Origin of the sequence: Spirosoma taeanense (genome assembly GCF_013127955.1) — a bacterium.
GTDB lineage: Bacteria > Bacteroidota > Bacteroidia > Cytophagales > Spirosomataceae > Spirosoma > Spirosoma taeanense.
Window position 1 is genome coordinate 3,694,011 of the sequence record NZ_CP053435.1, and the last position, 14,587, is coordinate 3,708,597.

Sequence of the window (14,587 nt, forward strand, 5' to 3'; positions counted from 1 at the left end):
CTTTCTCAATATCCTCCATAGAATTTGCGAAGCCCCCATTCTACCGCGGCCAGAGCCAGAACGACGAAGAATAGCCACCGCCAGTTGATAATTTCGTTCATCTCCTCAGTGCTCGTCAGTCGGGCGGGACGCGGTCGGGCGGTAATATCCCGAACCAGGGCGTCCACGCGGGCAGGATTGTAAAACTGTCCGCCGGTTTGCTGGGATAACTGGCGCAACAACCCATGATCGGCCGTGGTGTTGAGTGCTTCGAGTTGCAGATCACGCACCACAAATTGGCCGGATGACTGTTCAGCCCGATTGTTTACGTTCACACTCGCCCGGAACCGGTAAGCACCTTCGGGTAAACGGCTAATCTCAAACCGGCTGTTGGCTTCCGTAGGTGTGTAGTTATACGTTCGGGTTAGCCCCTTTTCATCGCTGATTTCGAGCCGGACGGGCTTATCATAGACCCGTTCATAGATGTCGTTATACAGTTCGGTTTCAAAAATCACCTTCTCGCCCGCGACAAACTCATTCCGAATGGGATAAACCCGGAGTTTACGCCGGTCTTCTTTGACCGAAATCAACTGAATAACTTTCTGCATCAATTCATCCACAACCTCTTGCTTGTCGGTCAGGGCGTATTCTTCCAGCCGCCACGACCATAGTCCCTCGCCCGCCAGAACGGCCGTTTTACGCGGACTGGTCAGGTTCAGCGCCAGCAACGGCTTGGTTGTCCGCACTGAACCAACCTGCTGCCAGAGGACGACTTCGCTGCCGGGCTGCAGGCGAAACTCGCCATAAGGCACCAGCATCGGCGGCAGTTTCGACAGCAGTTCGAGCCGGGCCGGATCGAGGTTGAGCTGCTTGAATTCGGGATTGAACAGACCCGTTACCTTGTCGCTCTGATTAGGCTGGGCCGTTACCTGCATCACCGGGTTGGACGTATTGAACGGCCCCATTGAGGACTGATTACCGAGCACAAACAGAACCGGTGTGTTCTTAGCCAGATACTTCTGAACAAGCGCATTGCCCACGCCCCCATTGTCCGGAACCTGGTGCAGAATAAGCAGGTCATAGACCTTATCGACCGGTGGTGTTGCTTCGGCAGGTGTTCCGGTCAGGACGCGGACATCCAGTTCGTAGTTCTGGTTCCGCTCCAGGATACTCCGGATGGCTTTAATGTCCGGGTGGGGCGTCAGCGCCAGCAACAAGACTTTCTCCTTACCGTCGATTACGTCCAGGTACACATCCTGTCGGTTGTTCAGGGTACTGAATTCGCCCGGCTGAGGTAATACTTCAACGACATAATGCTGCACACCTTTCTGCGTTGCCGTGGTCTGGAAGGTTACCTGGTTGAACGTTTCACTTTTTCCGCCCGGCGTTCCGGAAAAATTAACCGACTGCCGACCCAGTTCCCGGCCATTCTGACGCAGGACAACCGTTGCGCTGCGGCCCTGGAAACCGTTGCTGACTAGCTCGGCCTTTACCGGAAACTGGTTGCCCAGATAGGCAATCCGGTTGGCGATAACGCCTTTCAGCTGAATATCTTTTTTAGGAATAGTGTCGCCCAGCCCAACCGTCTGCACGGCGAATGGATACTGTCCAAACGTTGGCGACAGGCCCTGGTTGAATATACCATCCGACACCAGGACGACGTCGGTCAGGTTACGGCCTTCATAATCCGAACGGATGCTGGACAACAAACCCGACAGATCCGTCGTGCGCCGGGTGAACGTGATCTGAGTCAGGTCGGCGTCGGTAACCGTGTCGCCGAGGGTTCGCACCGCAACGTCCAGTCCCTTATCTGTTAGCTGCTGCCGGATGGACTGCAGGGCTGCCAGCGACCGATTCAGAGCGGGCCGACCGGCGGCTGCAACAGACTCCGAATTATCTACGGCCAGCACCACCTTCGGCTTCTCGGTCAGCGTCCGCAGGCTGCGGATGAGCGGATTGAGCAGCAGAAAACACAGCAGACTGACCACCACAAAACGCAGGGCGGCCAGTCCGTAGGTTGTCCGTTTGTCGAAGCCACCAACGGTTGCGCCACCTACCAGGCGAGGCAACGGTTGATATAAGGCAAATGCATACACCGCTCCCACGAGCAGGCACACCAGAATCCACCAGGGCGAGGATTGAAAGATTACGTCAGACCGCACGTTTTTTAATGATACATGATGAACAATACATCATAAATGACTCCCGCATCCGCTGGCATTCATTTCGTATCATTCATCATTGGGTTAAGTGAGCATACCGCCGTCTACCTGCAGTACCTGCCCGGTGATGTAGCGGGAAAGGTCGGAAGCCAGAAAAACAGCGCAGTCAGCCACTTCGTCGGGTTGACCACCTCGCTTCATCGGGATTTGCTGCTTCCATTCTTCAACGGCTTTTTCATTAATTTCGCCAGTCATCTCGGTTTCAATAAAACCCGGTGCAATGGCATTGGAGCGAATATTACGCGACCCCAGTTCCAGCGCCACCGACTTGGTGAAACCAATAATCCCTGCCTTTGAAGCCGCATAATTGGCCTGACCCGCATTGCCCCGGATGCCGACCACCGACGTCAGGTTGATGATTGAGCCGGCTTTGGCTTTCATCATGGGTTTGATGGCCGCTTTGGTGAGATTAAAGACCGACTTTAGATTAACGTTAATGACGGCGTCCCATTGTTCTTCCGTCATGCGCATCAGCAACCCATCTTTGGTAATACCCGCGTTGTTGATCAACACATCGATCTTGCCGAAGTCGGCTACGACCTGATTGATCAGGTCTTCGGCGGCTTTATGGTCCGACGCATCTGAGCGGTATCCCTTTACCTGGCCGCCAAATGCCCGCAGTTCGTCTTCCAGCGCCTGCCCTTTTTCAACGCTCGATAGATAGGTGAAGGCAACGGCTGCGCCCTCCTGGGCGAACTTCTGAGCCATGGCCCGTCCGATGCCGCGCGATGCACCGGTAATCAATGCTACTTTTCCTTTCAGTAAATCCATTGGTCAGCAAAATACCCAATCCGCCGGAATGGGCTGTTCGTATAAACAAGAAGGCCAAAAATAGCGGTTTGGCCCGAAACGGCAAGATAGCTCCGGTTTGGTTTAGCGCCCGAGCTGTATTACTTTGTCATAAAATAAGCCCTTGATTATGCTTCGTATCTTCCTCGTCCTGTACCTGACCGCATCAGCTGCCCTTGCTCAGAAGATTCACGCCCATAACGATTACGCCCAGCCGCGGCCGTTTATGGCTGCCTATGAGCAACGGGCCGATTTTATCGAAGCCGACGTATGGCTGCAGAACGGCAGGCTCGTAGTTTCCCACGATAAACCCCAGGCCAACGCCCCAACGCTCGATTCGCTGTACATAAAACCAATCGCCAGCTTGTTTCAGCAATACAAAGACCGGGTCAGTCAGACGCGGGACTACGCATTTAGTCTGGTCATTGATGTAAAAGATTCGCCCGCCGATGTAATACCAAAAGTACTGGCACTTCTTCAGGAAAATCTGATCTCCTTCAACCGGGCGGCTAATCCAAAAGCGGTTCAGGTCATTATTAGCGGCAACCGGCCCAAGATCGATACGTATCTGGATTACCCGCTGCTGATTCAGTTTGACGGGCGACCGAGCGAGGTATATGATCAGGAAACGCTTGAGCGTGTTGCGCTGATTAGTGATAGTTTTCGCTCCTACTCCCAGTGGGACGGTAACGGTGACATTCCGGATGTTGATCGTGAAAAGCTGAAACGCGTGATCAAACGGGCCCACAACGACAAAAAACCGATCCGGTTCTGGGCCATTCCCGATACACCCAATGCCTGGAAGCAGTTGAAAAAACTAGGGGTGGACATCATCAATACGGATAAAGTCGCCGAGGCCACGGCGGCCCTGAAATAAGACTTGCCTGACAGACAATAGACCTTTCATCAGCGCTTACGTAAAACAATAACCTTGCTTTTCTTGATAGATATGTAACGCGCTCGCCAAGAGCCCGCGTTACTAAGCTGCCCTGATTAGGATGGCCGTTTATCTATTCTGAGAGCTGTATGCAGCGCGTTGCGCCAATATCTATTCATAAAATCACGGCCGATTCAGACGCCCGACAAACCGTTGATTTGCTGGCGGTAGAAGAGCCCCTGGAGATTCGGCTCGGCTACGGCGAAGCAGGCGACCGGCAGCAACGCAGCCTTTCGGTTACGATGCGGACGCCCGGCCACGATTTTGAGCTGGCGCTCGGCTTTCTGTTGACCGAAGGTGTGATTCAACGTATAGAGCAGGTTCATACCATCCGCTACTGCACCGACCTGGGGCGGCAGGAGGCTGTTGAAAATATCGTGCGCGTTGAATTAAAACCCGACGTAACGGTTGATCTGCACACAACCGAGCGTAATTTTTATACCACTTCAAGTTGTGGTGTTTGCGGGAAAGCGTCCATCGACGCGGTGCGAACGAGCGTCTGTCCGGTACTTCCCCCGGCTCAGGCTATGGTCGATGCCGACCTGGTTCATACGCTGCCGGATAAGCTGCACGAGGCTCAGGCTATTTTTAACCATACAGGCGGCCTGCACGCTGCCGCGCTCTTCGACACGATGGGCCAGTTACTGTTACTGCGCGAAGATGTGGGTCGGCACAACGCTCTCGATAAAGTCATCGGAGCGGCTTTGCAGGCTGGCCTGCTGCCTTTGTCAAAGGCCCTGCTATTTCTAAGCGGCCGAATCAGCTTTGAGCTGGTCCAGAAAGCGTTGGCCGCAGGCGTACCGTTGGTTGCGGCTGTGGGTGCCCCATCGAGCCTCGCCGTCCAGATGGCCAGCGAATTTGGCCTGACCCTGCTGGGTTTCGTGCGTAACCATTCTTTTAACCTCTACACCTGCCCCGGGCGCGTCTTGCTGCCCGAGATAAAATCGGTCTCGGTCTAACCACTGGCGAGTTACCCGAGGCTACAGCAATCCTTTTGCGCATTTCGCTGATTCTAATTAAACCGTAGCGATGATCAGCCGGTTATCGTTTAGACTGATCGCTTATTCAGTACCCCAAAGCTTATGGAGAAGACTCCGAATCAGGACAGGCAGCAACCGGTTAACCCGGCCGAACAGTCGGCATCGAACGAACAGCCCCAAAGTGGTGACCGACCGGCTCAGGGAACCCTGCCGACCAACGATCACTACGATCCGGCGGGTAAGCCCGACGCTGATAAACGCGCCTTCCCAGCTCCCGACAATATCGCGGCCAAACACACCAATCCGGTACTGGCGCAGCCACCCGAAGTATTCACCGGCCTGAAGCTGGGGAAGCCTGCTACGGTGGCCGCGGGCGTAACGGCGGTCTTGAAATCCATGGAGTTCTCGTGGGGCGAAGCCGGTATTGGCCGGGGAACCCACGCGCTGTTGAAATTGAACCAGAAAGACGGCTTCGACTGCTCGTCCTGCGCCTGGCCCGATCCGGATGGTGACCGTTCCATAGCCGAGTTCTGCGAAAATGGCGCGAAGGCAACCGCTTCGGACGCCGACAACCGCCGGGCTGATCCCGACTTTTTCGCGAAGCACAGCCTCGTTGATCTGTCGCACATGACCGACCGCGACCTGAATAACGCCGGTCGCCTGACGCATCCGCTGGTGTTACGTCCCGGCGCGACGCACTACACGCCTATCTCGTGGCCCGATGCGTTCCAACTGGTTGCCAACGAGCTGAACGCGCTGGCCTCTCCCGACGAAGCCGTGTTTTATACGTCGGGCAAAGTACCGAACGAACCTGCCTTTCTGTTCCAGCTGTTTGTGCGCGAGTTTGGCACCAATAACCTGCCCGACTGCTCGAATATGTGCCACGAAAGCTCCGGCTCGGCACTCAGCCCGACACTGGGGCTGGGTAAAGGCTCGGTAACGCTGAACGATATCCACGAAGCAGAGGTGATTCTGATCATGGGGCAGAACCCCGGCACCAATCACCCCCGGATGTTGAGCGCTCTGCAGATGGCCAAGCGAAACGGTGCGAAAATCATTGCCGTAAACCCTCTGCACGAAGCGGGCCTGAGCCACTTCAAGAACCCGCAGGATTTTATGAACCCTATAAAAGCCGTGGGCACCTTACTGGGTCAGGGGACACCCATTGCCGACCTGTTTCTACAGGTAAAAATCAACGGCGACATGGCGGTACTGCGCGGGATTATGAAGCACCTGCTGGACGCCGACGCAAAAAATCCGGGCACGGTCATTGATCACGCCTTTATCGGGGAATATACCGCCGGTTACGAAGACTTTCTGGAAACAATCCGGAATACCAACTGGGACGACATTGAGCAGATGAGTGGTCTGTCGCGCGAACAGCTCAGCGAAGCCGCCGACCTGATTGCGCCAAAACAGAAGATCATTACGTGCTGGGCTATGGGTCTGACGCAGCAGAAAAACGGCGTCATGAGCATTCAGGAAATCGTGAATCTGCATTTGCTCAAAGGAGCCGTTGGCAAGCCCGGCGCGGGTACCTGCCCGGTACGGGGGCACTCCAACGTACAGGGCGACCGCACGATGGGTATCTGGGAGCGTCCGCACAAGGAATTTCTGGATGCGCTTCAAACCGAATTTGGCTTCGATCCGCCCCGGGAGCACGGGCTCGATACGGTCGAAACCATCAAAGCGATGTATGAGGGAAAACTAAAAGTGTTCGTCAGCCTAGGCGGCAACTTTTTGTCGGCCTCGCCCGATACGGAGTTCGTGGCCGAAGGCATGCGGAAGCAGAACCTCACGGTGTTCATCAGTACCAAACTCAACCGGGGCCATCTGGTTACGGGCAAAACCTCGCTGATTCTGCCCTGTCTGACGCATGTAGACATCGATATGCAAAAGTCGGGGCATCAGTTTACGTCCTGCGAAAACTCGATGGGTGTCGTTAGTCAGAACAAAGGCGTGCTGCGGCCGCTGGAAGGTGAGATGCTGAGCGAAGTCGCCATTATCTCCGGCATGGCCATCGCTACCCTCGGCCAGCGTACGACAGCCGACTGGGTTGGCTTTACCGAGAATTATGACCGCATCCGCGACGCCGTCAGTCGCGTAGTACCCGGCTTTGAGGAGTTCAACGAAAAAATACGGAAGCCGGGTGGCTTCTATCTGCCCAATGGCCCCCGCGAACGCAACTTCACAACTGAAAACGGCAAGGCCAACTTTACAGTTACCGAGATGGTCATGCACGATATTACCCCCGACCAACTGGTGCTGATGACCATCCGCAGCCATGATCAGTTTAATACGACGATTTATGATTACAACGACCGTTACCGGGGCGTCTACAACGAACGGCGCGTCATTTTTCTGAATCCGCAGGATATGGCGGATCGGAATATTGTCGAGCGGCAACTGGTTGACATCACGAGCCACTTTGAAGGGCAGCAGCGTAAACTGGAAAAGTTTATCGCCATTCCCTATGACATTCCGAAGGGAAATGCAGCTGCTTATTACCCGGAAGCCAACCCGCTTGTGCCGGTCGCCAGCGTTGCTTACGTGAGCAATACACCCACGTCAAAATTTATCGTCATTACGGTTGAGCCGGTGCTAACTGAAAATGCTCAGAAACCTGCTTTTGCAACCGTCACAGCAGCCTGACCGGATTAATAAAGTATGTGAGCCTCTGCTAAACCCGGCAGGGGCTTTTTTATGAGCGTTCCGGTTCAGTCGGTGCCTGTTTTACCTTTGTTGACAGAGACTTTTGGCTCTCAATCAGTAAAACCTCACCCATTGCTGACTTATAGGTTTTTCGGCTTCCATTTTCTCTTTACTTATCTTACCGAATGGATATTCCTCAACTCAAGAAAGCTCCGTCAGTTTATGATGTCGTGATTGTCGGCTCTGGCGCTGGGGGCGGTATGGCTGCTTATACGCTCGCCAAGGCTGGTGCAAAAGTAGCCTTGCTGGAAGCAGGCGGCTACTACGACCCCGCTGATCCTAAATACATTACCCAGCTTAAATGGCCTTGGGAGTCGCCCCGGCGCGGAGCCAGCACCGAATTCCGTTCGGGTGGTGATTTCGATGCAGCCTGGGGGGGCTGGGACATTGAAGGTGAACCCTATTCCGCTAAATCCGACACCGAATTCCATTGGTTCCGGTCGCGGATGCTCGGCGGACGCACGAACCACTGGGGCCGCATTTCGATGCGCTTCGGCCCGGACGACTTCCGGCGTCGCTCCCTGACGGGCGTCGGCGACGACTGGCCGATTACCTATGAAGACATGAAGCCCTACTACGACCGGGTCGACAAACTCATTGGTGTTTTTGGCTCAATCGAGAATCTACCCAATGAACCAGACGGTATCTTCCTGCCCCCGCCGAAGCCGCGTCTGCACGAGCTTATGCTTCGGAAGGGAGCCAAAAGCATTGGTATTCCGGTTATTCCTTCCCGCCTAAGCATTCTGACCAAGCCAATTAACAAGGAGCGTGGGTCGTGCTTTTATTGCCACCAGTGTAACCGGGGCTGCCAGGCGTACGCCGACTTCTCGGCCTCGTCAGTTCTGTGTATTCCCGCTGTTAAAACGGGCAACGTAACGCTCATCAACGGTGCTATGGCGCGCGAGATTCTGACCGACCCGCAAACCGGACTGGCAACGGGCGTCAGCTATGTCGATAAAGGTACCCTGCAGGAAGTGACCATCCGGGCTAAAGCCGTTATGCTGGGCGCAAGCACCTGCGAATCGGCCCGGATTCTGCTCAACTCCAAATCGGCCCGTTTCCCGAACGGTCTGGCTAACAGCAGTGGCGTAGTCGGCAAATACCTGAACGACTCAACGGGTGCCAGCCGCTCAGCTTTCGTACCTGCTCTGATGGATCGGAAGCGCTACAACGAAGACGGCGTTGGTGGTATGCACGTCTTTACGCCCTGGTGGCTGGATAACCGGAAACTTGATTTCCCTCGTGGGTATCATATCGAGTACGGTGGTGGCATGGGTATGCCAGGATACGGCTTTGGCAGCGGCATCGAAGCCCTGAACGGAATGATTCCCGGCCGTGACGGCAAGAAGAAACCGGGTGGTGGCTACGGCGCCAGTCTGAAAGACGATTACCGGCGGTTCTACGGCGCTTACGTCAGCATGTCGGGACGGGGCGAACCCGTACCGCTCGAAAGCAACTATTGTGAGATTGATCCAAACGCTGTCGATAAATACGGTATTCCGGTGCTGCGCTTCCATTACAAATGGTCGGACTACGAAGTAAAGCAGGCCAAACACATGCAGGATACCTTCGAGGAGATTATCCATTCGATGGGGGGCATTCCGCTCGGGTCGAAACCGGGGCCGGATACGGCGCATGGCTACGGCCTGGCCGCTCCCGGACGAATCATCCACGAGGTTGGAACGGTACGTATGGGAAATGATCCTCAGAAGTCGGCTCTGAACAAGTACCAGCAGGCCCACGACGTCAAGAACCTATTTGTGGTGGATGCCGCCCCGTTCGTTTCGCAAGGCGACAAAAACGTAACCTGGACCATTCTGGCCGCATCCATGCGGACTACGGAGTATCTGATTGATCAGGTCAAGCAAAAGAACATTTAAGGCTTTTCCTGTTTCTCCACCCTAACCTAAAAAAGAAAGCCGCCTGACTTTGCAGTCAGGCGGCTTTTATATGAATCGCTTGAAGCTTACTCGACAACGGCTTCGGGTTTCTTAACCGTAATGATCAGAGTTTCACCTTCACCGGGATAATCGGCCATAATTACATCACCTTCTTTCAGTTCCCCTTTCAGAATCTCTTCCGCAACGGGATCTTCCAGGTAGCGCTGGATTGCGCGGCTCAGCGGACGGGCACCGTACTGCGGGTCATACCCTTTCTCCGACAGAAAGTCTTTCGCCTTCTCGGTCAGTTCAACGGTGTAGCCCAAGTTCGTTACGCGACCAAGCAGTTTGCCCAGCATCAGGTCAATGATCTTGTGGATGTCTTCACGCTGCAGCGAGTTGAACACAATCACATCGTCCAGACGATTCAGAAATTCCGGCGAGAACGCTTTCCGCAGGGCGCTTTGGATCGTGTTCTTCATCAGCTCATCCTGACTCTCAGCCGACTTGCGGGTTGCAAAGCCGATACCCGCACCGAAGTCTTTCAGGTCACGTACCCCGATATTCGAGGTCATGATAATGATCGTGTTGCGGAAATCCACCCGACGACCCAGACCATCAGTCAGGATACCATCGTCGAGCACCTGCAACAGGATATTGAAGACATCCGGGTGCGCTTTCTCGATCTCATCGAGCAGCACGACGCTGTAAGGCTTCCGGCGAATCTTCTCGGTCAGCTGACCGCCTTCCTCGTAACCGACGTAGCCCGGAGGAGCACCAACCAGCCGGCTGACGCTGAATTTCTCCATGTACTCCGACATATCAATCCGAACCAGGGCGTCGTCCTTGTCGAAGAGATAAGAAGCCAGCACTTTCGCCAGTTCCGTCTTACCCACGCCCGTCGGGCCGAGAAAGATGAACGAGCCAATCGGCTTCTTTGGATCTTTCAAACCAACACGCGTGCGCTGGATCGCTTTCACCAGTTTATCGATGGCCGACTGCTGACCAATGACGCGGCCTTTCAGTTCCTCGCCCATGTTGACGAGTTTCTTGCCTTCGTCGTTCGATACGCTCGTGACCGGGATACCCGTCATCATCGCTACCACTTCGGCCACGCTTTCTTCGTTGACCGTATAACGACGCTTCTTGGTGTCTTCTTCCCAGGCCAGCTTGGCGCGGTCGAGCTGGTCGATCAGCCGCTTTTCCTTGTCGCGGAGCTGAGCCGCTTCTTCGTATTTCTGGCTCTTGACAACCTGGTTCTTTTCCTTCTTGATATTCTCGATCTGCTCTTCAAGCTTCAGAATATCTTCGGGAACCGTGATATTCGAGATGTGAACGCGGGCGCCCACTTCATCAAGCACGTCAATAGCTTTGTCAGGCAGGAACCGGTCCGAGATATACCGTTCCGATAACTTCACGGCAGCCTCAATAGCTTCCGGGGTATAGTTTACGTGGTGGTGATCTTCGTACTTGTCCTTGATGTTATTCAGAATTTCAATCGTCTCGTCGATTGACGTAGCGTCGACCATGACCATCTGGAAACGACGGGCCAGAGCGCCGTCTTTCTCGATGTACTGACGATATTCATCCAGCGTAGTTGCGCCAATGCATTGAATGTCGCCACGGGCCAAGGCTGGCTTGAACATATTCGACGCGTCCAGCGAACCCGACGCACCGCCTGCGCCAACAATGGTGTGCAGCTCGTCAATGAACAGAATCACTTCCGGCGACTTTTCCAGCTCGTTCATAACGGCCTTCATTCGCTCTTCAAACTGTCCCCGATATTTGGTTCCTGCCACCAGTGACGCCAAATCAAGGGTAACAACGCGCTTGCCAAACAGAACCCGTGATACTTTCTTCTGCACAATGCGCAGGGCAAGACCTTCCGCAATTGCCGTCTTACCAACGCCCGGCTCACCAATCAGGATCGGGTTGTTCTTTTTCCGGCGGCTCAGAATCTGAGCAACGCGTTCAATTTCTTTTTCGCGACCAACGATGGGATCGAGTTTACCAACCTCAGCAAGTTTGGTCAGATCACGGCCGAAGTTATCCAGCACCGGCGTACGCGATTTTTCAGAGCCTTTCGGATCTTTACCCGAGCTGGAGCTGCCGCTGCCGCCGAACATACCCCGATCGTTGTCGTCATCGTCGGTTTCGGGTCCCATCACCGGACGGCTCCCCGAAGATTGATATTCCAGCATCTCCTTAATGACTTCGTAGTTAACATTAAACTTATTCAGAATCTGCGTGGCGACATTGTCTTCATCGCGCAGAATCGATAAGAGAAGGTGCTCGGTGCCAATGAGCGGGCTTTTGAAAATCTTGGCTTCCAGATACGTGATCTTGAGCGTTTTCTCCGACTGACGGGTCAGCGGAATATTCGCCAGATTCTTAACGTTGTTGGTCGCCGTGCCTTTCGTTGCCTGTTCAATGGTGACCCGTAGCTCGTCGAGCGAGATACCCAGTTTCTTGAGCAGCCCGACCGCCACACCCTCACCCTCACGAATCATACCCAGCAACAGATGTTCCGTGCCGATGTAGTCGTGGCCTAAGCGTAAGGCTTCTTCCCGGCTGAGCGAGATAACTTCCTTAACGCGGTTTGAGAATTTTGCTTCCATTCGCTTTGGGGGTCTCCTTAGGTAAGCGTATACTGGCTTAACGAAGAGTTTTAGGTATTTGTTCACTTCCGCAGGCCAGCCTTCAATACATCTTTTGCGGCTGGTCCCTGGCAAAACAATAGGTCTATAATACTAAGGTTTTGTACAAATTCAAGGCCAAAATTTTGCAAATAAGGGACTGGGCAATGAAATATATACGATTTCGTCCTGTTTCGCGGATTTATACCCGACCGGGCGTCCAATAAGCCATCCGGTGGCGTTTTATCATACCAATCTGTCAGGTTAACCCGGGGTGCTAACCCCAGTAACTTAAGACAAATTGTCAGAAGTTCGTAGTTCAAATCAAACAGGAAGGTCCAGTTCCTGCTGTACACGGGCTCCAGTTCAGGTGCATAGTACTCAAAAAAAGGAGCCTTACCGTAAGCCGTCCGCAGCGTTCGCCAGTGGTGCACCTGCCAGGGCTGACCGTTGTCGACCCGAAGTTCCTGAATTGGCAGATGGTGCGTCCCCTGCTGCACTGGCACCGTTAAACTATCCACTTTATTTGCCGTCAGGACATAGCACCGATTTCTGTAACTTTGCTTCTGGTAATGCTCCCGGGCCTCCAGCCAAACCTGATCGTACTGCATCAGCCCCGACACGTAATCCAGACAGGGCAGATAATGAAGTTCAATAAGTAATTCGGCTGGTTGAGGTAGCAGTTGGTACTTTTCCAATAACAGCAATTGTATCTGCTACCAAGTAACGCAAAAAATTAATACCACCGTCTGATTTTTTAAATTTTTAATTTAAGGGTATCATTGGATAAAACGTTGATTTTATCCAGTGCTCATCCGTTAGTCGCCGAATGATATTTTTTCGTTTGCTGTCCCGTCTACCGCTTGGATTTCTGTACGGACTCTCTGACTTCTTGCACTTTTTGTTGCTTTACGTCGTACGATACCGGCGACGGGTGGTTTTTGAAAACCTCCGGCTGTCTTTCCCCGAGAAGTCTGCGCACGAAATTCAACTGATTGCCAAAGGGTTTTACCGGAATCTCACCGATCTGGTCGTTGAAACCATCAAGATGCCCGCCCTATCGCCCGATACCCTTCGTCGCCGGGTGCAGTTTACAAACCCCGAACTGGTTAAGGACCGCCTGCGGGCTGGTCAGGCCGTGATTGGCATGGCGTCGCACCAGAGCAACTGGGAATGGATTCCCTCGGCGTCAGTTCTGAACGAAATGCCCACCGATAGTATCTATAAACCGCTGAACAGCCCGTTTTTTGAAGAACTCATGCGCGCCGTACGTGCTCATTTCGGTGCGGTGCCCGTACCCATGCATACGCTGCCCCGCCGGATGGCGGCTCAGAAAAACGTTCCGCGGATTATCGCGCTCGTGGCCGATCAGGTACCCGACGTTCCGGAACAGGCTTACTGGACCGACTTCCTTCACCGCGATACGCCCTTCTATCCGGGTACGGAACGGCTGGCCCGGAGCCGGAGCCTGCCCGTTTTTTATACGGAACTGACGCGCGTGCGTCGGGGCTATTATGAAGTTCGCTTTACCCTCATCGGCGAGCCACCCTATACCGATCTGCCCCCCGGCACCATCCTGGAACGTTACCGCGATCAGCTGGAGGAAACCATCCGAAAGCACCCCTCCGACTGGCTCTGGTCGCATAAGCGCTGGAAACACTGGCGGGGTAAATACAGCAAAATAGAGGTAAAACTGACGTAACGCGTCCGTTTCACCTCTATGACTTTACGGCACTACAAAACCGATTACTTAGTGGCGACAACCGTCGTTAACACCTTCTGCATCTGCTCGGCGACAAACTGGTTGCCGGCCTCGTTAAGATGCACCCGGTCGGTCGTTAGAATACCCCGGTCTTTATTTTCGGGGTTACTCTTCAGGTTATACTCCAGCACTGCCTTGCGCAGATCGACCAGCGGCAGATTCCGACGAGCCGCCAGGTCGCGGATAAGCTGACTATACAGATTCAGATCACCGTCCTGCTGATTGGTGAAATCCGTTTTTTCCCCGATGGCTGCGGGCGTGCACAGGATCACGCGGGCGTTGGCAGCCTGTAATTTTTTGACTACTGCTTCATAGAACTTTACGAATTTATCGGGGTCCGTGCCGGTCCCGTAGCTGCTTTTGTGCCATACGTCATTAACGCCGACCCAGACTACCACCACATCCGGCTGTTTGGCCAGGACGTCCTCCTCCATGCGCAGATACAGATCGTAGATTTTGTTGCCGCCGATACCCGCGCCAATCAGTTCGAACTGATCGGAAGGCAGCATTTTTTTCAGCCGGTCGATATACCCGCCGGGATTAACTCCAGCCTGGGTAATTGAATCACCAAAGAAGACGACCCGGGTAGGTTTAGCCGCGGTCATAGCCAGCAGACCAGCCATTAGCACAATTGCAGAAATTCGAAAAAACGTTGTCATAGTCAGTAAAGAAACAAACACAATTTTACGT

10 protein-coding genes are annotated in these 14,587 nt (G+C 53.9%); 5 read left to right on the forward strand and 5 right to left on the reverse strand.

The features are described from left to right. Positions 1-5: 5 nt before the first annotated feature. Together HNV11_RS15450 and fabG are read right to left on the reverse strand one after the other, a co-directional pair. A complete protein-coding gene (locus HNV11_RS15450; protein WP_240163472.1) occupies positions 6-2,141 on the reverse strand; it encodes a VWA domain-containing protein in 2,136 nt (711 codons plus the stop codon). An 84-nt stretch (positions 2,142-2,225) separates the two neighbouring features. Beyond that, the gene (gene fabG, locus HNV11_RS15455; RefSeq protein ID WP_171740522.1) at positions 2,226-2,972 is read right to left on the reverse strand and encodes a 3-oxoacyl-[acyl-carrier-protein] reductase; all 747 of its coding nucleotides are present in this window, start codon (positions 2,970-2,972) and stop codon (positions 2,226-2,228) included. 148 nt (positions 2,973-3,120) lie between these two features. On the opposite strand from fabG, the gene HNV11_RS15460 reads away from it, so the two are divergent. From HNV11_RS15460 to HNV11_RS15475, 4 genes are all read left to right on the forward strand, one after another. Beyond that, complete coding sequence (locus HNV11_RS15460; RefSeq protein WP_171740523.1) at positions 3,121-3,867, forward strand: phosphatidylinositol-specific phospholipase C/glycerophosphodiester phosphodiesterase family protein; 747 nt, start codon at positions 3,121-3,123, stop codon at positions 3,865-3,867. Positions 3,868-4,016: 149 nt separating this feature from the next. Beyond that, positions 4,017-4,886 carry a formate dehydrogenase accessory sulfurtransferase FdhD gene (gene fdhD, locus HNV11_RS15465; protein ID WP_171740524.1) on the forward strand — a complete coding sequence of 290 codons (870 nt, stop codon included), beginning with the start codon at positions 4,017-4,019 and terminating at the stop codon, positions 4,884-4,886. A 123-nt stretch (positions 4,887-5,009) separates the two neighbouring features. Continuing rightward, the gene (locus HNV11_RS15470; protein WP_171740525.1) at positions 5,010-7,559 is read left to right on the forward strand and encodes an FdhF/YdeP family oxidoreductase; all 2,550 of its coding nucleotides are present in this window, start codon (positions 5,010-5,012) and stop codon (positions 7,557-7,559) included. Between the two features lie 185 nt (positions 7,560-7,744). Next, on the forward strand, positions 7,745-9,499 hold the full coding sequence (locus tag HNV11_RS15475; protein WP_171740526.1) for a GMC oxidoreductase: 1,755 nt from the start codon (positions 7,745-7,747) through the stop codon (positions 9,497-9,499). Between the two features lie 86 nt (positions 9,500-9,585). On the opposite strand, the gene HNV11_RS15480 is transcribed toward HNV11_RS15475, so the two are convergent. Together HNV11_RS15480 and HNV11_RS15485 are read right to left on the reverse strand one after the other, a co-directional pair. Next, complete coding sequence (locus HNV11_RS15480) at positions 9,586-12,117, reverse strand: ATP-dependent Clp protease ATP-binding subunit (protein WP_171740527.1); 2,532 nt, start codon at positions 12,115-12,117, stop codon at positions 9,586-9,588. Between the two features lie 62 nt (positions 12,118-12,179). Beyond that, on the reverse strand, positions 12,180-12,833 hold the full coding sequence (locus tag HNV11_RS15485; protein ID WP_171740528.1) for a WbqC family protein: 654 nt from the start codon (positions 12,831-12,833) through the stop codon (positions 12,180-12,182). A gap of 131 nt (positions 12,834-12,964) precedes the next feature. Here HNV11_RS15485 and HNV11_RS15490 point away from each other — a divergent pair, with 131 nt between their 5' ends. Then, positions 12,965-13,837: a lysophospholipid acyltransferase family protein gene (locus HNV11_RS15490; protein ID WP_171740529.1), complete on the forward strand. Its 873-nt coding sequence runs from the start codon at positions 12,965-12,967 to the stop codon at positions 13,835-13,837. Between the two features lie 44 nt (positions 13,838-13,881). On the opposite strand, the gene HNV11_RS15495 is transcribed toward HNV11_RS15490, so the two are convergent. After that, a complete protein-coding gene (locus tag HNV11_RS15495; RefSeq protein WP_171740530.1) occupies positions 13,882-14,556 on the reverse strand; it encodes an SGNH/GDSL hydrolase family protein in 675 nt (224 codons plus the stop codon). Between the last annotated feature and the right edge of the window lie 31 nt (positions 14,557-14,587).